Annotated in this window: 13 protein-coding genes; 12 read left to right on the forward strand and 1 reads right to left on the reverse strand. The window is 35.4% G+C overall.

Going from position 1 to position 20,805, the window contains the following annotated elements; translation table 11 throughout:
• The first annotated feature begins 192 nt into the window (after nucleotides 1-192).
• The 4 genes from htpG to ES677_RS02515 all read left to right on the forward strand — a co-directional run bounded on the left by htpG (nucleotide 193) and on the right by ES677_RS02515 (nucleotide 7,619).
• On the forward strand, nucleotides 193-2,085 hold the full coding sequence (gene htpG / locus ES677_RS02500; protein ID WP_148380341.1) for a molecular chaperone HtpG: 1,893 nt from the start codon (nucleotides 193-195) through the stop codon (nucleotides 2,083-2,085).
• Between the two features lie 259 nt (nucleotides 2,086-2,344).
• On the forward strand, nucleotides 2,345-4,183 hold the full coding sequence (locus ES677_RS02505; RefSeq protein WP_148380342.1) for a Xaa-Pro dipeptidyl-peptidase: 1,839 nt from the start codon (nucleotides 2,345-2,347) through the stop codon (nucleotides 4,181-4,183).
• A 161-nt stretch (nucleotides 4,184-4,344) separates the two neighbouring features.
• Nucleotides 4,345-5,292, forward strand: a complete 948-nt coding sequence (locus ES677_RS02510; protein WP_148368119.1) for a tRNA dihydrouridine synthase — start codon at nucleotides 4,345-4,347, stop codon at nucleotides 5,290-5,292.
• Nucleotides 5,293-5,426: 134 nt separating this feature from the next.
• On the forward strand, nucleotides 5,427-7,619 hold the full coding sequence (locus tag ES677_RS02515) for a B12-binding domain-containing radical SAM protein (protein ID WP_148368120.1): 2,193 nt from the start codon (nucleotides 5,427-5,429) through the stop codon (nucleotides 7,617-7,619).
• 115 nt (nucleotides 7,620-7,734) lie between these two features.
• Here ES677_RS02515 and ES677_RS02520 read toward each other — a convergent pair whose 3' ends face one another.
• Nucleotides 7,735-8,364, reverse strand: a complete 630-nt coding sequence (locus ES677_RS02520) for a LysE family translocator (RefSeq protein ID WP_148380343.1) — start codon at nucleotides 8,362-8,364, stop codon at nucleotides 7,735-7,737.
• Between the two features lie 258 nt (nucleotides 8,365-8,622).
• Here ES677_RS02520 and ES677_RS02525 point away from each other — a divergent pair, with 258 nt between their 5' ends.
• The 8 genes from ES677_RS02525 (at nucleotide 8,623) to ES677_RS02560 (ending at nucleotide 20,787) form a co-directional block, all read left to right on the forward strand.
• A complete protein-coding gene (locus ES677_RS02525; RefSeq protein WP_211357856.1) occupies nucleotides 8,623-10,881 on the forward strand; it encodes an FUSC family protein in 2,259 nt (752 codons plus the stop codon).
• Nucleotides 10,882-11,054: 173 nt separating this feature from the next.
• Nucleotides 11,055-12,290: a DEAD/DEAH box helicase gene (locus tag ES677_RS02530; RefSeq protein ID WP_148368122.1), complete on the forward strand. Its 1,236-nt coding sequence runs from the start codon at nucleotides 11,055-11,057 to the stop codon at nucleotides 12,288-12,290.
• A gap of 52 nt (nucleotides 12,291-12,342) precedes the next feature.
• On the forward strand, nucleotides 12,343-13,326 hold the full coding sequence (locus tag ES677_RS02535; RefSeq protein ID WP_148380344.1) for a carboxypeptidase-like regulatory domain-containing protein: 984 nt from the start codon (nucleotides 12,343-12,345) through the stop codon (nucleotides 13,324-13,326).
• 220 nt (nucleotides 13,327-13,546) lie between these two features.
• On the forward strand, nucleotides 13,547-15,760 hold the full coding sequence (locus tag ES677_RS02540) for a RelA/SpoT family protein (RefSeq protein WP_148380345.1): 2,214 nt from the start codon (nucleotides 13,547-13,549) through the stop codon (nucleotides 15,758-15,760).
• 94 nt (nucleotides 15,761-15,854) lie between these two features.
• Complete coding sequence (locus ES677_RS02545) at nucleotides 15,855-16,310, forward strand: Fur family transcriptional regulator (protein WP_148368125.1); 456 nt, start codon at nucleotides 15,855-15,857, stop codon at nucleotides 16,308-16,310.
• Between the two features lie 7 nt (nucleotides 16,311-16,317).
• Nucleotides 16,318-17,589 carry an adenylosuccinate synthase gene (locus ES677_RS02550; RefSeq protein ID WP_148368126.1) on the forward strand — a complete coding sequence of 424 codons (1,272 nt, stop codon included), beginning with the start codon at nucleotides 16,318-16,320 and terminating at the stop codon, nucleotides 17,587-17,589.
• A gap of 126 nt (nucleotides 17,590-17,715) precedes the next feature.
• Entirely contained in the window at nucleotides 17,716-19,596 is a 1,881-nt protein-coding gene (locus ES677_RS02555; protein WP_246124333.1) for an OstA-like protein, read from the forward strand.
• Nucleotides 19,597-20,787 (forward strand): aspartate aminotransferase family protein, encoded by a 1,191-nt coding sequence (locus ES677_RS02560; protein WP_148368127.1) that lies wholly within the window; start codon nucleotides 19,597-19,599, stop codon nucleotides 20,785-20,787.
• Nucleotides 20,788-20,805: the final 18 nt, after the last annotated feature.

Raw genomic sequence — 20,805 nt, forward strand, 5'->3', positions numbered from 1 at the left:
TTATTCTATCGCAATTTAGTCTTTTCAGTAGTAAGGTTTAAAAAATAAATTCTTATTTATTATGCATGCATAATAATTCAATATTGACAGTTTGTCACTTTTTATCTATTGGCATTTTTGTTGACTATTACTTTTCAAGAGTTCAACAACAAACAACTTCTCGAGATATCGAGAAAAAATAAATTAAATATTATGGCAAAAGGAAATATTAATGTTTCTGTAGAAAATATTTTTCCGCTTATAAAAAAATTCTTGTATAGCGATCACGAAATATTTTTAAGAGAATTAATTAGTAATGGTACAGATGCGACCCTAAAATTAAAGCACATAGCAAGCATCGGGGAATCTAAATCTGAATATGGTAATCCGTTTATTGAAGTAAAAATCGATAAAGAAGGAAAGAAATTACACATTATAGATCAAGGTATAGGTATGACTGCCGAAGAGGTAGAGAAATACATTAACCAAGTCGCGTTTTCTGGAGCTGAAGAGTTTTTAGATAAATATAAAGATGCGGCGAAAGATTCTGGAATTATTGGTCATTTTGGATTAGGTTTTTACTCGGCATTTATGGTTGCCGAAAAAGTAGAAATTCTTACTAAATCTCATAATGCTGATGCACCAGCTGCGCATTGGGTTTGCGACGGTTCGCCAGAATTCACCTTAGAAGAATGCGACAAACAAGATCGTGGAACAGAAATTATTTTACATATTTCTGAAGATTCTACCGAGTTTTTAGAAGAAGCTAGAATAAGCACATTATTACAGAAGTATAACAAGTTTATGCCTATTCCAATTAAATTTGGAACAAAAGAGGAAACGTTACCACTTGCTGAAGATGCTGAAGAAGATGCTACTCCAGAAAAAATTACAGTCGATAACTTTATTAATAACCCTAGCCCAGCGTGGACAAAACAGCCAACGGAATTAGAGGATAAAGATTACAAAAGTTTCTACAAAGAATTATACCCGTCACAATTTGAAGAGCCTTTATTTCATATTCACTTAAATGTAGATTACCCGTTTAATCTTACAGGAATTTTATATTTCCCTAAGATGAGTCAGGATATGGGTATTCAAAAAGACAAAATTCAATTGTACCAAAACCAAGTTTACGTTACCGATAACGTGGAAGGTATTGTACCCGAATTTTTAACAATGCTTCGTGGGGTAATAGACTCTCCAGATATCCCGTTAAACGTATCGCGTTCGTATTTACAAACTGATGGTGCGGTTAAAAAAATATCGTCTTACATTACGCGTAAAGTAGCTGATAAATTAAAATCACTATTTAATGAAAACCGTGAAGATTTCGAAAAGAAATGGAACGACATTAAAGTGGTTATTGAATACGGAATGCTTTCTGAAGATAAATTCTTCGATAAAGCTGATGCTTTTACTTTATACCCAACAGTAGACGGTAAGTATTACACTTACGAAGAGTTAACGACTAAAATAAAAGAGAATCAAACCGATAAAGACGGTAAATTAATACTTCTTTATACCAGTAATACTGATGCGCAACACACCTATATTGAAGCTGCTAAAGAAAAAGGTTACGAAGTGTTATTATTAGATTCTCCAATCATTTCGCATTTAATGCAAAAACTAGAAAGCACGAAAGAAAATATTTCGTTTGCTCGTGTAGATGCTGATTCTGTTGGTAACCTTATCAAAAAAGACGAGACTGCTATTTCTAAATTGAGCGAAGACGAGTCGAAAACGTTAGAAGATCTTTTAAAAGACGTTATTCCTTCTGAAAAATTTATGGTGCAGTTAGAAGCTTTAGATAGCGATGCTATTCCGTTTATGATTACACAACCAGAATTTATGCGACGTATGAAAGATATGCAAGCGTCTGGAGGTGGCGGTGGTATGTTCGGAATGGGTAATATGCCAGAAATGTACAATCTTGTGGTAAATACCAACTCGTCTTTAGTGAGCGATATTTTAGCCACTGAAGAAAAAGAGAGAAAAGAACAATTAATTACGCAAAGTTTAGATTTAGCTTGTTTATCGCAAGGCCTTTTAAAAGGAAAAGAATTAAGCGACTTTATAAAACGTAGTTACGAAATGATAAAATAATACCATTTCTTATTTCTATAAGAACGTTACCAAATAAAATCCACTTCAAAATTTTGAAGTGGATTTTTTTTTTATTTACTGTTCATTTTCTATAAAACACGAAAACCAATCTTATTTCTCGATTCTAAAAGTGAAGCGGTCTTATGTCTTTTATCGAACAATAATGTTTATTTTTACAGCTAATCCTTTTATTCAAAGCGTTACGATTTCGCGCACTGATACACCATCTTAAAAAGACTTTACATAAAATTCCTTTATAATGAAAAAACAAACTACAAGACTAATTGCATTTCTGCTAATTACATTTGTGTCGTTAACAACCACTGCACAAAACAAGATAAAACCCGTCTTCCAAGATGGCGAAGCACAAATAGTTAAAGCGTTTAGCTCACCAAAAGATTGGATTCGTCACGACCTTTGGGTAGAGACAAATACTAATACCGATAGCGATGACCTCCTAGACCGCGTTCACGTTTCGGTAACAAGACCGCAACAAACAGAAACCGAAGGTTTAAAACTTCCAATCGTTTATGTTACAAGTCCGTATTTTGCGGGTGTCGCACCAGATGTTCACGGTATTATGTGGGATGTAAAGCACGAGCTTGGTGAACCCGCTTCAAAAGAGCGCGTGCATCCCGAAGTTACACGTTTAGGAGAACGACCAATTATTTCTAATTCTCATATTTCGAAATGGGTACCACGTGGTTATATCGTGGTACATTCTTCGTCTCCTGGAACTGGCTTATCGCAAGGTGCGCCAACGTTAGGAGGAGAAAATGAAGCCTTAGCACCCAAAGCTGTTATCGATTGGTTAAATGGTCGTGTCGATGGTTACACAACGCCCCATGGTAACGAAAAAGTTACAGCCTATTGGTCTACTGGAAAAGTCGGTATGACGGGGACTTCATTTAACGGAACATTACCTTTAGCAGCGGCTACCACAGGAGTAAAGGGTTTAGAAGCGATTATCCCGATTGCGCCAAACACATCGTATTATCACTATTACCGATCTAACGGATTGGTACGTTCTCCGGGCGGTTATTTGGGTGAGGATATTGATGTTTTATACGATTTTATACATAGTGGTGACACAGCGAATAGAGCGCATAACAATAAAGTCATTAGAGACACTGAGTTGGTTCCAAATATGGACAGATTAACAGGTGATTATAATGATTTTTGGGCCAGCCGCGACTATTTAAATCAGATGAAACCAATGACAGCAGCCTTATTAATGTCGCATGGTTTCAACGATTGGAATGTGATGCCAGAACACAGCTACCGTATTTACAAGCAAGCGGAAGCGCAAGGTATTCCGTCGCAAATTTATTACCACCAACAAGGGCATGGGGGACCACCACCGATGACGATGATGAACCGTTGGTTTACTCATTATTTACACGGTGTTGAAAACGGTGTTGAGAACGATGCTAAGGCTTGGATTGTTCGTGAAAACGACAAAAATGATAATCCTACAGCCTACGCTAATTACCCGAATCCAAGTGCCGAAGATGTTACTTTATATGTGGGTAAAGGCGGAGAAACAAACGGAAGCCTAAACACTACCAAAACGACAAAGAATACTAAAGAAACGCTTACCGACGATTATAATTTTTCGGGTGGAGATTTAGCGCAAGCAACAACATCAAAACATAGGTTATTATACTCTACTCCTATTTTAAAAGAAGCGTTACACCTTTCTGGAGAAGCTAGGATTACTATAAAATTAGCGAGTAGCAAACCAGCAGCAAATTTATCGGTGTGGTTAGTTTCGCTACCTTGGAATCCGGCAAAAAAGGCGAAAATCACTGATAATATTATCACAAGAGGTTGGGCCGATCCTCAAAATCACAAATCAATAACAGAGAGTTCGCCCTTAAATCCAGGTGAATTTTACGAAATAACTTTTAACCTTATGCCAGATGACCAGATTATTCCTAAAGGTCAGCAAATAGGATTGATGGTTTTTTCTAGTGATTCTGAATTTACAATCTTGCCAAAACCGGGTACCGAATTAACTATAGATTTACAAGGCACTGCGTTAACCTTACCAATTGTTGGTGGTAAAAAAGCCTTAACAAAAGCAACACGCAACTAAACGCACTTCATTATTTAGTTTAAACCCACTTTAAGGCTTACCAAAAGCTTTGAAGTGGGTTTACGTTTTAAGATCTCTATACTTTTTTATTTATTTATTTTTGATAGTATACACACTTTTTAAAAATGGAATTCAACTATCTTTGTGGCACATTTTAAATTATGAATTTCAAATTATTGTCTTCACCTTTACAAGGTTTTACCGATTACCGTTTTCGTAACGCGCAACAAAAATATTTTGGCGGCATCGATACGTTTTATGCCCCATATATTCGTTTAAACGGAAAACTAAAAATTAAGTCGTCGTACGCGCGCGATTTATTACCTGAAAACAACACCACTTTGGAGGTTATTCCGCAAGTTATAACAAACGATGCCGAAGAGTTTTTATTTGTTGCCAAATACGTGCGCGAATTGGGTTATAAAGAATTGAATTGGAATTTAGGGTGCCCTTACCCAATGGTTACCAAGCGCGGAATGGGCTCGGGACTCATTTGCGACCCCAATAAAATTGATGCTATTTTAGAGCGTGCTCACAGCGAAACTGATATTTTGGTTTCTATGAAAATGAGAATGGGTTACGAAAATCCTGAAGAAATATTACACACCTTCCCTATTTTAGAAAAATATCCGCTTAAAAACATTGCGATTCACGCGCGCATTGGAAAACAATTATATAAAGGCGGGGTGAATTTAGATGCTTTTCAGAAATGTATTGAAGTGTCAAAACAGAAACTCTATTATAACGGCGATATCACAACTGTTAAAGGGTTTAAAGCAATGCAAGAACACTTCCCATCTATCGATCATTTTATGATTGGTCGTGGCTTAATTGCGGATCCTTTTTTGCCTAGTATGATAAAAAATAACACCACCGAATACCCTAAAAACCGCTGGTCCGTTTTTAAAGACTTTCACGATGAGATTTACCAGCAATACGATGCTGTACTTTCGGGGCCAACGCCTATAAAAATGAAAATGCTCGGTTTTTGGGACTATTTCTCGCAGTCATTTTCTAATCCGCAAAAAACGTATAAGAAAATCAAAAAAGCATCAAATCCCGTAAAATATCAACAAGCCGTTGCGGAGATATTGAATAATGAAAAATAATTATTAGAGAACGCTTTCTCATTCCCAGCAATTTGTAACATCACCAGATTCCAAATACGTATTTAGAGGTTTTTTAGAAATTGAAATAACACCTGTTTCTTTTCGATTATCTTTGCTTCATTCAACTTTAAACTATGCAAAAAGACCTTTTACTTATTACGCCACCTTTTACCCAATTAAATACGCCGTATCCTGCCACGGCGTATTTAAAAGGATTTTTAAATACGAAAGCAATTAGTGCCTTTCAGATGGATTTAGGTATCGAGGTTATTCTTAAATTATTTACTAAAGACACCTTTGCGCAACTCTTTGATTATGCTTATAAAAATGACACGATTGTTACCGCCAACGGGCAACGTATTTATAGCTTAAGACACGAATACTTACAACCTTTGGACGTGGTTATTCGGTTTCTACAAGGAAAAAACAGCACGTTTGCACGACAAATTTGCACTTTAAACTTCCTACCGCAGGCCTCGCGTTTTGAGCAATTAGACGATTTAGACTATGCTTTTGGTTTAATGGGAATGCAAGATAAAGCCAAGCATTTAGCCACTCTATATTTAGAAGATTTATCCGATTTTATTATAGAATGTATCGATCCTAATTTTGGATTTAGTCGCTATGCTGAACGATTAGGCCATAGCGCCAATGCATTTGATGAATTGTATAATGAGCTACAAAAAGAACGAACTCACATTGATACCATTACCGTAGATCTTTTAGAACGCCAATTACATAAGACGAAACCTAAACTCGTTTGTTTTTCGGTACCTTTCCCGGGAAATTTATATAGCGCTTTTAGATGTGCTCAGTATATTAAAACCCACTATCCAACTATAAAAATAGCGATGGGTGGGGGTTTCCCAAATACAGAATTACGCTCGTTAACCGATTCACGCGTTTTTGAATTCTTTGATTTTATTACTTTAGATGATGGTGAATTACCTATAGAATTACTTCACACAAATCTTAGCAAAACAGAAGAACCACAAGAGTATAAACGTACTTTTTTATTAGAAAATGATACGGTTACTTATAAAAACAATGCGGTTACACCCGATTATAAACAAGCGCAAGTAGGCACACCCGATTATAGTGATTTATTACTAACGGACTATGTTTCGGTTATTGAAATCGCCAACCCAATGCACAGTTTATGGAGCGATGGCCGATGGAATAAACTAACAATGGCACACGGTTGCTATTGGGGGAAATGTACCTTTTGCGATATATCGCTCGATTATATAAAAATTTACGAGCCTATAGCTGCCAAGTTACTCGTGGACCGGATGGAAGAGCTTATCGCCCAAACTAGCGAATATGGTTTTCATTTTGTAGACGAAGCCGCGCCACCAGCTTTAATGAAAGCGCTGGCATTAGAAATTATAAAACGAAAGCTCGTAGTGTCATGGTGGACGAACATTCGGTTTGAAAAAAACTTTACCAAAGACCTTTGTTTATTACTAAAAACATCGGGTTGCATTGCTATTTCTGGCGGATTAGAAGTCGCTTCCGATAGGCTTTTAAAATTAATAGACAAAGGTGTAACGGTAAAACAAGTGGCACAAGTTACCCGCAATCTTACCGAAGCCAATATTATGGTGCACTCCTATTTAATGTATGGCTACCCCACGCAAACCGAACAAGAAACGGTAGACAGTTTAGAGATGGTGCGACAGCTTTTCGAAATCGGTATTTTACAATCTGGGTTTTGGCATCAGTTTGCTTTAACAGCACATAGCCCCATAGGTATAAATCCTTCAGATTATGGGGTAACACCACATTACAACACAATTTCATTCGCTAATAACGATGTTCATTTTTCAGATATTACAGGAATTGATCATTCTAAATTCAGTTATGGATTAAAGAAGTCTTTATTCAATTTTATGCACGGTATTGGATTTGAATTGCCGTTACAAAATTGGTTTGATTTTGATATTTCTGAAACCTCTATTCCGCATCAATTTATTGAAGAATGTATCGAAAACGAACAACTATTCAGCACCAAACCTACCGCTAAAATTGTATGGCTAGGACAATGGCCGCTAGTTGAAGAAACGTCTAAAACTAAAAAAGGCCAGACATTTCACCAATTACAACTTACATTTCACTCCAAAACCGATGCGATTACCATTACCTTAAATAAAGATCACGGAGACTGGTTTTTAGATCAACTAGATCTTTTACTGCCGCACAATGCTAAACTGCCCACCTTTTCACAATTAAAAAAGAATTTTGAAACCACGTTTGAAGATTTTGAATTATTCTGGTATTCTAAACCGTTATTAAAACTAAGAGGCGCTGGTTTATTGGTCCTTTAACTACTGAAAGCAAAAAAGGATCACCTGTTTAAAATGATCCTTTTTTGTTGTATAATTCAATTACTATGGACTCCCCTATAGTTTAGAATACGAGGTCATCGCAATAATACACCGATTATTTCTTAGTGAGCGCGATTTTTAATCCCATTAGTATAAAAATAATTCCCGTACATTTATTCATCCAATAATCCGCTTTCGGGTTTTGCATTATTTTTTTTGAAAAGGTACCCGCAAAAAACGTTAGTATTAAATACCAAGCGATTCCAATGATAGCGAAGGTAACTCCTAAAATAATAAAAGGTAACGCACTTTCTAATTGCGCAGGACTTATAAACTGAGGAAAAAAGGCTAAGAAAAACAAAGCGACTTTTGGGTTTAGGGTATTAGTAATTAATCCTGAAATAAAGTTTTCTCGTCCCGTATTCATTTTCTGATCTGCAGCAACTGTTTTAACCATCCCTTTTTTACTAAAAAGACTTGAAATTCCTAAAATGATTAAATAGGCTGCCCCAATATATTTTATAATAGAAAAAGCCATTGCCGATTTTGCTACAATAATCGATAATCCTAAGGCTGCAAACAAGGTGTGGACTAAGATCCCAGTGTTAATTCCTAATGTGGAATATACGCCCGCTTTTTTACCTTGACCAATAGACTTATTTAACACAAAAATAGTGTCTATTCCCGGTGTCATCACAAAAAAAAGTGCCGTGATAATAAACGTCATAAAATTTTCTATTCCCATAATCTTAGTTTTAAATTATTAATAAAAACAGCCTACAAAAGTAAACTTAATTTTAAAGCTCATCCGCTCTTTTTTAAAGATTAACAAATTATTTAGATTCCTTTCTAATTCGGCCGTTATATTCTTTTCTATATAAATTAATTAAGCGACCTTAGAGTTGTATTTTAAAAAACGCCTTACCCAAACGTCCTGCTTTTAATCATAAATTAACATTGCGCTATTAAGCTCGCAAAACAATTAAACTATCTTTGCCATACAATGCAAAACAAGATAAAAAACAACATTAAAACCATAGAGTTATTTTTAAAAGGATCTAGCTTTTACAGAGGGATTGTGCTTACCATTGCGGTGGTCATTCCTTTATTTTTATTTAACTATATCGACATTTTTAAATATGCTCCCTCTATTGTTTTAGGAGCCTTTTTAAGCGCACCTAGTGATATTCCCGGTAGTTTAAAACGTAAAATAAATGGTGTTTTAATTACTATTCTTTTAAGCACGCTCGTCACCTTTATCATTTTAATTTGTAAACCCATTTTTATTGTATTATTACTCGTTATTGCCGCATTGAGTTTTTTAATTTCAATGATTTCTGTGTACGGTTTTAGAGCGTCGTTAATTTCCTTTTCTGGGTTACTAGCTATTGTTTTATCGCTTGCCGTTAGTAAACCCGATATGCAGTCGATACTTATTCACAGTGGTTTAATAGCCGTTGGTGGTATATGGTATTTAGTGGTGTCTTTATTAGCAGGATGGATTGCACCCAAAAAGGATGACGATCAGTTATTATCTGATACACTTCTGTTAACGGGAAAATATTTAAAAATTAGAGCTAAACTACTTTCGAAACCTCATAAACGCGACAAATTCTCGAAAAAAGCACTTATTATTCAAACGCAAATTAGTGAAAAGCACGAGACGCTTAGAGAGTTATTGTTAGAAGGCAGAAAACGTTCAGGACGTTCGCATTCTAACGAGAGACGCTTGCTTATTTTTATCTCTTCGGTAGATATTTTTGAACTGGCTTTAACAAACACCTTGGATTACTCAAAAATCGACACACTTTTCGGGGTTAATAGACAGCATTTAAAAGCCTTCAAAAAAATGAATAAAGTAATGGGAAACCATCTCATTACGTTATCTGAGTTATTAATAAAAAAAGGGCAACTTCCAGACGATACTATCTTAAACACAACGCTAGATGAAACCCTACAAGCTATTCAAGATTACAAGAACGAAATTACGCTACCCAAAGCGAGAGAAGGCGCTATAACATTAAGAAACTTAAACGAATACCAAAAGCAATTATTAGAAGAAATAAAAGCCATTCGTCGTGTTTTAGGCAAGGTTAAAAGCAGTTCTAAAGTACTGTTAAAGGATCAAGAATCGCAACAATTTTTAACCTTACAAGAGTATCGCTTCAATATTATCGTTCAAAATTTTAGCTTAAAATCGCCAATGTTTAGGCACGCACTTCGTATAGCTGTAGCCATCGTTTTTGGTTTTGCTGTTGGTAGTGTATTAGGCGTTAAAAATGCCTATTGGATAGCATTGACCATTATTGTAATTATGCGCCCAAATTATGGTTTAACTAAAGAGCGCTCTAAAAATCGGATTATAGGCACTTTAATTGGGGCCGTTATCGCTTCGGCGATTGTTATAATAACAGAGAACACTACCGTGTATATGGTCCTTGCTATTATCTCTTTAACTTTTGCCTTCTCCCTTATACAGCAAAGTTATAAAGCAGGTGCAGCATTTATTACATTAACCATTGTGTTCGTGTATGCACTTATGGACCCAAATGCGTTTGAGGTGATTCAATATCGTGTTATAGATACTATTTTGGGCGCCGGAATTGCCGTACTTGCCAATTATGCATTACTACCGAGTTGGGAGTATAAAAATTTAGACGGTGTTATTTTTGAGGTTATTCAGGCTAATAATAATTATTTACAAGCCACAAAAACTTTATATCACAAAAAAGGAACTAACCATTTAGAGTATAAAGTATATCGAAAAAAAGCGTTTTTAGCGATGAGTAATCTTAATGCCGCTTTTCAGCGCTTAACACAAGACCCGAAATCGAAGCAAAAAGAATCTGTGTTAATTTATGATATTGTAACGCTTAATCACACCATACTTTCAGCCATCGCTTCAATAGGAAGCTATACTATAAATAATAACACAACTAATCCTTCGGAAGAATTTGATATTCTTATCGCGGGTATTTCAACGTCTCTAAACAATGCGGCCTCCTTATTAAATAAAGACGAGATGCAAAAACTTTACAAGCCGAAACACATACAATGGGCTCAAGAAAAACTAATAGCGAATTACGATACTTTATCGCAGGCTAGAGATAAAGATATCGCAGCAGGTAATGTTGCTATTGATAGTGATTTTTTATTGCATTTGCGAGAAGCCCATTTAATTACCAATCAATTAATTTGGTTAAAAACGTTAAGTAGTAATTTACGAAAAGTTACGGTTAAATATAAAGCTGCTTTTAGTTAAAACGAGTACTGGTCACCGCTTCATTTCCTTGATGCTCTAAATGATCTAAGGCACAACCTACTAAATTTGCTGTACTAAAATAAATGTCACTAATAAAATAAGAAACCACAATCGGTTTTTTATTAGGCTTCCGCACCAATTTTTTCGTTTATCTTTGCGTTAAATATCCATTTATGTCATTTAAAGACTTACAGCTTAACAGACCGATTTTAAGAGCCATTGCCGAAAAAGGTTACGACAACCCCACGTTGGTTCAAGAAAAAACAATTCCTTTAGTGTTAGAAAACAAAGATGTTGTTGTTTCGGCACAAACAGGAACCGGTAAAACGGCTGCATTTGCATTGCCCATTTTACAACGGTTGTACGATAAGCAAGACGCGCCAAAAAAAGGAAAGAAAATTCGTGCGTTAGTTGTAAGTCCTACACGCGAATTAGCCATTCAAATTAATGAAAATTTTGAAACTTATGCGACGTACACCAATCTTAAAACTACAGTCGTTTTTGGTGGTACTTCAATAGAACCTCAAAAGGATATTTTAAAACAGGGAGTCGATATATTAATTGCTACCCCTGGGCGTTTATTAGATTTACACAAGCAAGATATTATCAATCTTGATTTTATTGAAACGTTAGTTTTAGATGAAGCCGATTTAATGCTGGATATGGGGTTTATAGACGATGTTAGAAAAATAGAACGTCTCTGTCCTAAGAATAAGCAAACGCTTTTATTTTCGGCTACGATTCCTTTTAAAGTTCAAGATTTAGCTAAGACTATTTTAAAAGATCCAAAACGTGTTGAAGTGGCTCAAAATTCTTCAACCTCTAAAAATGTCAATCAGGCGCTATATTACGTACCTAAACCTAAAAAAATAGAATTGTGTTTGCATTTGTTACGCAACACGATTAAAGGGCGCATCATTATTTTTCGACGTACAAAATTCGGTGTCGATAAATTAGAAAAAACCTTATTAAGAAATGGTTACAAAGCTAATAGCATACACGGTGATAAAAGTCAAACAGAAAGACAAGACGCCTTAAATAGCTTTAAGAAAAAGGAATTCAATATTCTTATTGCAACCGATGTCGCTGCTCGTGGAATTGATATTTTAAATTTAGACGCGGTTATTAACTTCGATGTGCCAAATGTACCAGAAACGTACGTGCATAGAATAGGGCGAACTGCTCGTGCCGGTAATACTGGTGGGGCGTATTCATTTTGTTCTGCAGACGAAAAAGATTATGTTACTAATATTCAGAAATTAATCCATTTACAGTTGGACGTAATAGACGAACACCCTTATCCTCTAGATCCAAAAGCCGAAGCTGTTATACACAAAAAACAAGGATCTAAACACAGAAAAGGGCGTAAAAGTGAAGGTTCTAAAAAGAAAAAGAAACGCTGGTATTAATTTATAAAGCTTAAATAGAGACGATTTAAAAGTATTTACTATTTTTAGCAGTATGAATTTTAATCACTACTTCTTTTTAGCGCTATTATATGTTCCGTTTTTTGGTTTCTCTCAGAATACAAGTATCATTTCTGAGACTCAAGAATCCGTTTCGTTTGCCTCTATTTCCTTTGGGAATGGTAACGGTATCTTTGCCGATGATGAGGGCAAATTCTATTTTACTAAAAAACTGTACAGCGATATCGATACCCTGTATATTTCTGCTTTGGGATATAAAGATCTTAAAATCACTACTAAAAACTTACCAAACACACTCGTTTTAGAAAGTAGAATTGATAAACTTCAAGAAGTTATCGTAAAAAATAAACCGTCGGGACCGTTTAAAATTGAAGAAATAAAACCAACCACACACGACGATTATTACCAATGTTGGTTACCCACAATAGAATCGGAAATAGCCGTATTCTTCCCCAATGAAACCCAACAAACGAAACGATTAACGACCCTGTATTTACCTATTAAAGTGGAAGCAAAATCTTGGCGAAAAAGAAAACGAGCAAATGCTGAAAAACGATCGTTTTCGACTTTATTTAGAGTTCAGTTTTACGAGAATAACGACGGATTGCCTGGCGACGTTTTAACTTATGATAAAGTCGTATTTATCGCTACTGAAGATTATGAAAAAATATACGAACTCGATATTAAAAAATACGATATTTTTGTTCCGAAATCGGGCGTTTTTGTATCTATTCAAGTTCTAGGTTACACCGACGATAAGGGCAAACTCCTACCTCATAAAAAATACCAAGAAGTAAAAACAACGCGCGGTACTGTAAAAGTATCGACAACCTTTAGACCTTTATTACCTTTTACAAATGCTATTAGTACGAAACAAACGTACGTAAAACGCGTGTTTTTAAATGGTGGGAAATGGGTGCTTTACGCTAAAGAAAACATTAAGAATTCTAATCTTTTATCGTCGGGATTAAATAATTATGGTATGGGTTTAGAAATGGAAGTATATTCTAAAAATTAAGAGCGCTAGTCTCATCTTATAAGCAGTGTTTCCTTCAAATTTGATAGTCTGATTCCTTTTAATGTCGCAGGTTAATTTCCATTACCCTATATTTTGTTTTTCAACGTATAAAAAAGGCTCTTGCACCTTTACGTTTCTATTGGTGAACCGCTTAAAATACTTCAATTAAAAAGTCAAAAAAGACATTGAAAATTTAAAATTTTATGTTATTTTTAAATATATGACAGAAATAGATATTGAGAAGGAAAATGCGGCTATCGCTAAGGCATACAAGAATTTATTAAAGGTTAGTTATACAACACTTTCGGATGACGACAAAAAACTAATTAGAAAAGCATTTGATGTTGCTGTTGATGCGCACAAAGACCAACGACGAAAGAGTGGAGAAGCCTATATTTTTCACCCTATTGCCGTGGCTAATATTGTTGCTTCGGAAATAGGATTAGATGCCACCTCCATTGCTGCTGCCTTATTACATGATGTTGTTGAGGATAGTGATGATTACCAAACCGAGGATATTGAACGCCTTTTTGGGGCTACCGTTGCCAAAATTGTTGACGGGTTAACCAAAATTTCGTCATTAAAAACAGATGCCGATGTTTCGCTACAAGCCGAAAATTTCAGGAAAATGTTATTAACTCTAAATGACGATGTACGCGTAATTATTATTAAAATCGCCGATAGACTCCACAATATGCAAACTATGGAATCTATGCGCCCTGATAAACAGGAAAAAATAGCTAGCGAAACTCTTTATATATATGCACCACTAGCACACAGAATTGGACTTTATAACATAAAAAGCGAACTTGAAGATTTAGGATTAAAATACACCGAACCAGACGTCTACTTCGATATTTTAACCAAAATGAAAGAAAGTAAGCAGGAACAAGATGTTTACATTAAAGAGTTTAATAATATTATTAAAAACTCTCTGGATAAAGAAGGCTTGAATTATGAGATAAAAGGCCGACCAAAATCTATTTTTTCAATTAAAAGAAAAATGGATAAACAAGGGGTGTCGTTTGATGAAGTGTACGACAAATTCGCCGTGAGAATTATCTATAAAGCGGATACCGATGGTAATGAGAAATTTATTGCTTGGAAAATTTACTCTGTAGTTACCGACCACTTCAGACCCAATCCAACACGATTAAGAGACTGGATTTCCTCACCGAAATCTACAGGTTACGAGGCGCTACACATTACTGTTATGGGCCCAAAAGGACGTTGGGTAGAAGTGCAAATTCGTAGCCGAAGAATGAACGAAATTGCAGAAAAAGGGTACGCTGCGCACTATAAATACAAAAACAATGACAAGGAAGACAGTTTAGACGTTTGGATTAATCGTTTGCAGGAAGCATTAGAAAATAATGAAACTAATGCCGTAGATTTTGTCGAGCAGTTTAAACTGAATTTATATTCCAAAGAGATTTTTGTTTTCACACCAAAAGGAGATTTAAAATCGTTGCCAAAAGGTGCGACACCTTTAGATTTTGCCTTTAGTATTCATACCGAAGTAGGAATGAAAACTCGTGGCGCAAAAGTAAACGGCAAGTTAGTACCTTTAAGTCACGAGTTAAAAAGTGGTGATCAGGTCGATATTTTAACTTCTGAAAATGTAAAACCAAATCCTAATTGGTTAGACTATGCAACCACGTCTCGAGCCCGTGGCAAAATAAAATCATTACTTAAAGAGAAAAATAAAGAAATAGCTGAAGATGGCAAGGAAATTTTAAGACGTAAATTAAAACAACTTAAAATTACACTTAACGAAAACTCGGTGAATGAAATGGTAAGCCATTTTAAACTTAAAACCAGTTTAGACTTATTTTATCGCGTAGGTATTGGCACTATTAGCAACCCGATGCTAAAAGAATATGCCGCGTCCAGAAGCAACGCGTTAATGAGTTTCTTTAAAAATAAAATGGCTAGAAAACCCTCTCTTAATAAAGAGGATGTTGAAAAAGATGAAATTACAGACAAGTACGATATGCTTGTTTTTGGTAAAGAAGAAGAAAAATTAGACTATAAATTAGCGACGTGTTGCAACCCTATTCCGGGCGATTCGGTATTTGGTTTTTTAACGATTAATGAAGGTATAAAAATCCATAAAAAGAGTTGTCCAAACGCATTAAGTATGCATTCTAATTATGCCTACCGCATTATGCAAGCCAAATGGATAGACTCTTCACAACAGGAATTCGCAGCTCAAATTATTTTATCAGGCATCGATAACTTAGGTCTTGTAAATGAAATGACTAAGGTGATTTCTTCAAATATGAACGTTAATATGACCAGTTTGAGTTTTAAAACCGAAGATGGTATATTTTCAGGAAAAATCAATGTTATTGTAAAAAACAAAACACTGCTTAAAAAAGTAATGGATAACCTAAAAAAAGTGACTGGTATAGACAAAGTATATCGCACTTAAATTACATTGGTTATAACAATTAATTAATACTATCTTTAAACTCTAAAATTATTAGAGTTCACCTAAAAAAAATATGTAAATTTGCGATGAAATTATGAGCATAGATACAGAAAATAAAAATCAAGAAATAGTTAAAAACGTTTTTACAACTTTTTTAGAGGGTAACGGGCATCGAAAAACTCCCGAACGCTACGCTATACTTCAAGAAATCTATAACAACAAAGAACATTTTGATATTGAGTCGTTATATCTCAGTATGAAAAACAAAAAATATAGAGTAAGTCGCGCAACTCTTTATAATACTATAGATTTACTTTTAGAGTGCGGTTTAGTACGTAAACATCAGTTTGGACAAAATCAAGCGCATTACGAGAAATCGTATTTCGACAAACAGCATGATCACGTTATACTTACCGACACAGGAGAGGTTATAGAATTTTGCGATCCGCGAATTCAATCAATTAAAAAAACGATTGAAGAAGTTTTTGATATTAAAATTAATAACCACTCGCTTTACTTTTACGGAACAAAAAACACAACAACAAAATAATTATATAATGGCAGTAGACTTACTACTAGGATTACAATGGGGAGATGAAGGCAAAGGAAAAATTGTCGACGTATTAACCTCCAAATACAATATCATTGCGCGTTTTCAGGGAGGACCAAACGCAGGTCATACTTTAGTCTTTAACGGAAAAAAACACGTTCTTCATACAATTCCATCAGGAATTTTCCATAAAGAAGCGGCAAATTTAGTGGGTAACGGTGTTGTTATAGATCCAGTTATCTTTAAGAAAGAGCTTGACAAATTAGAAGAGCAAGGTGTAGATTACAGAAAATCACTTTTAATTTCTCGTAAAGCACACATTATTTTACCAACGCACCGTTTATTGGATGCTGCTAGTGAAGCCTCAAAAGGAAAAGCCAAAATTGGCTCTACGTTAAAAGGTATTGGTCCAACATATATGGACAAAACGGGTAGAAATGGATTGCGTGTTGGCGATTTAGAATTAACCAATTGGAAAGAAAAATACAGAGCTTTAGCAGATAAACATGAAGCAATGATTGACTTTCACAATGTTGAAATACAGTACGACTTAGCAGAATTAGAAACTGAATTTTTTGAAGCTGTTAAAGTTTTAAAATCTTTAAAAATCATTGATTCTGAAGAATATGTTCACCAAGCTCAGAAATCAGGAAAAACTATTCTAGCTGAAGGTGCTCAAGGGTCTTTATTAGATATCGATTTCGGTACCTATCCCTTTGTAACCTCTAGTAATACTACCGCTGCTGGTGCCTGTACAGGTTTAGGTGTTGCCCCTAATCAAATTGGCGAAGTTTTTGGCATATTTAAAGCGTACACAACACGTGTTGGTTCTGGCCCCTTCCCTACTGAGTTATTCGACGAAGATGGTGCACAGATGGCTAAAATTGGTCAGGAATTTGGCGCAACAACAGGCCGCGCAAGACGTTGTGGTTGGTTAGATCTAGTAGCTCTAAAATACGCTTGTCAAGTAAATGGTGTAACGCAATTAATGATGATGAAAGCCGATGTTTTATCTGGTTTTAAAACTTTAAAAGTGGCAACTGCTTATACGTACCAAGGCGAAACAATAGAACATTTACCTTATAATATTGAGCCGGAAAACGTAACACCGCTTTACAAAGATTTTAAAGGTTGGAGTGAAGATTTAACGGGTATGGAAGATTCTTCAACGTTACCAGAGGCTCTAAATGAGTACATTGCGTTCCTAGAAAAAGAATTAGAAATCCCTATTACTATTGTATCTGTTGGACCAGATAGAAAACAAACTATTTTTAGGTAATTACTTATTATCAATAAAAACTGAACCTGCCTAGACCAAATCTTTGCAGGTTTTTTTTGTATTAAATTCCTCCTAATACCTCCTCACAAATTATAATTATCGTTATTTTTGTTTAAACTCATTATTGTGAAGATTAATAAAACACACTATATTTTACTCCTTATTTTATGCTTTTCAGTTGGACTAATTCACGCCCAAGAACGAAAAAGTATAGAAATAAAAAACTCTGGTGCTTTTGGTGAAAAAGATGAAAAGAATTTTCCCGGCGCTAGTATTTTAACACGAAGCGACCAAGGTCAAGTTCACGTTTATCACGATGGTATCGATATGTGGTGCGATCAAGCCGTGTTTTACGGAAAAGAAAACTTTATTGAAGCCTATGGAAACGTATTGATGAAACAAGGTGACACCATCCAAATGGTGGCTAAATACGCAGAATATAGTGGTAAAACGAGATTAGCATATGCCAAAGGTGAAGTTGTTTTAACCGAGCCAAGTTCGGTTTTAACTACCGATAAACTCTATTTCGATCGTGCGAAACAAGAAGCTTATTATAATGAAAATGGTAAAGTTGTAAGAGATTCTTCGGGCGTTATTACGAGTACTGTGGGGCGTTATTATATGAATGACAAAAAATACAGGTTTTTAAACACTGTAAAATTAGTAAATCCCGAATATGTATTAACAACAAATCAATTAGATTTTTATTCTGAAACTGGTCACGCCTATATGTACGGCCCGTCGACTATTGTTGGGGAAACGAGCACTATTTATTGCGAACGCGGATTTTATAATACTAGCGACGACACGGGGTACTTTATTAAAAATTCTAAAATAGATTACGATTTTCGTGAGGTTAAAGGCGATAGCATATATTTTGATAGAAAACGCGATTTCGCTTCAGCTTCAAATAATATAAAAATCACTGACACTATTAATAACAGTATTATAAAAGGTCATTATGCCGAAGTTTTTAAATCTAAAGATTCCACATTCATTACCAAACGTGCGTTAGCAATTTCATTACAAGAAAAAGACTCTATTTATATCCACGCCGATACGTTAATGATTACGGGTAAAGAAGATAATAGAATTACGCGTGCTTTTAGAAATGCGAAAATTTATAAATCAGATTTAAGTGCAAAATCCGATTCTATTCATGTGAATCATCACTCGGGATTAACGAAATTGATCAACCTTTCAAAATTGAAGAGCAAAGATGCATTTGCTGTGAAACGTCGACCAATTCTATGGAATTTAGGGAACCAATTAACCGGAGATACCATTCATTTAAAATCGAATGTAGAGACAGAAAAATTAGATTCTCTTATCGTTTTTGTAAATGCTTTCCTTATTAGTAAGGATACGTTAAGTAAAGAGGGGTACAGCCAAATTGCAGGGAAGCGTTTAATTGGACAGTTTAGCGATCAGAATCAACTAAAAAATGTAAATATTTATAAAAATGCCGAATCTATTTTTTATGTTAGAAATGAAGATAATGCTTTGGTAGGTATAGATGTTGGGCGATCGGCAAATATTGAAATAATTTTTAATGTTGGAGATATTGAAGAATACAGACGACTAATTAACCCTGAAGCCAAAACCTATCCTGAAAACGAATTACCAGAAACCTCAAGACGATTGAAGGGTTTCGATTGGCGAGAAGACGAACGCCCCTTAAGTGTTGCGGATTTATTTAGAGACGACCCGCCTTTAAATCTACCCATTATTAAAGGATTAGATCCTTTTGTTCCTGAAGAAGAATTTTTCGATGAAGATTTATTAAATCGCGTAGAACTAGCGGATGAAGAAAGCCGGCCGAAGACGCGATATTTAGATAAAAAACTAGAAAAAAAAACAGGAAAGGCATCACGCCAAATTCCGAAATCTTTCTTAAAAGATTCGCTAATACAAGCGATGCCTAATGCTACTTTAAAGAGAACACCCATTAAAAAACAAAAAAAAGACTTAAATCCTACATTTAAGAAACCCCTTGCTCCTAAATAAATGAAGAACGATTTTTTTCAGTATCAAGCGCAAACATCACCGCACCCTTTAGCTATTGAAATTTCACATGCCGAAGGTTCTTATATTTACGATACTAATAACAAAGCTTATTTAGATTTTGTTGCAGGCGTTTCTGCTTGTAGTTTAGGCCACAGACACCCCCGCGTTGTTGCCGCTATAAAACAGCAATTAGACAGCTATTTACATGTTATGGTCTATGGCGAATACATCCAGAAAACAACGGTAGACCTATGCAAATTACTAGCTAAACATCTGCCTAAATCACTGGAGAAAACCTATTTGGTAAACTCGGGCACAGAAGCCATTGAAGGGGCTATTAAATTAGCACGTCGAGCTACAAAACGTCAAGAGATAATTTCTGCACATAATGCTTACCACGGTAATACTTTGGGATCTTTAAGTTTAATGGATTTTGAAGAACGCAAGGCGCCATTTAGACCACTTTTACCAGAAGTAAATCATATTCGGTTTAATAATGAAAAGGACATCCAGCTTATTACAGAAAAAACAGCTGGTGTTATTTTAGAAACGATTCAAGGTGGTGCCGGTTTTATCGTGCCTGTAAACAATTATTTGACTAAGGTAAAACAGCGTTGCGAAGACGTTGGTGCTTTGCTTATTTTAGACGAAATACAACCCGGAATTGGGCGCACAGGCACCCTCTTTGGTTTCGAGAATTACAATTGTATCCCAGATGTTCTAGTTACTGGAAAAGGTCTTGGCGGCGGTATGCCCATTGGTGCTTTTACAGCATCAACTAAATTAATGGATACGCTTTCCAACACCCCAAAAATGGGACATATTACAACCTTTGGTGGTCACCCCATAATTGCCGCCTCGGCCTTAGCCACCCTGCAAGAAATCACAGAGAGTGACGTAATGGCAGAGGCTTTAAAAAAAGAAGTTTTATTTCGCAAGCACCTTCAACATCCTTTAATTACAGAGGTAAGAGGCAAAGGTTTAATGTTGGCAGCGCTAACGCCTTCCGCAGACATTACCACCAAACTTGTTTTGGAAGCACATAACGAAGGTCTTATTCTGTTTTGGTTACTTTTTGAAACTAAAGCTGTACGGATAACGCCTCCGTTAACCATTTCAAACGACGAAATCATTAAAGGCTGTGGCATTATTATTGCTGTCCTTAATAAAATACAAAAGCGTTTGCAATAATATAACCTTTTATAAATC

The organism is Bizionia gelidisalsuginis, assembly GCF_008086185.1.
Lineage (GTDB): Bacteria > Bacteroidota > Bacteroidia > Flavobacteriales > Flavobacteriaceae > Bizionia > Bizionia saleffrena.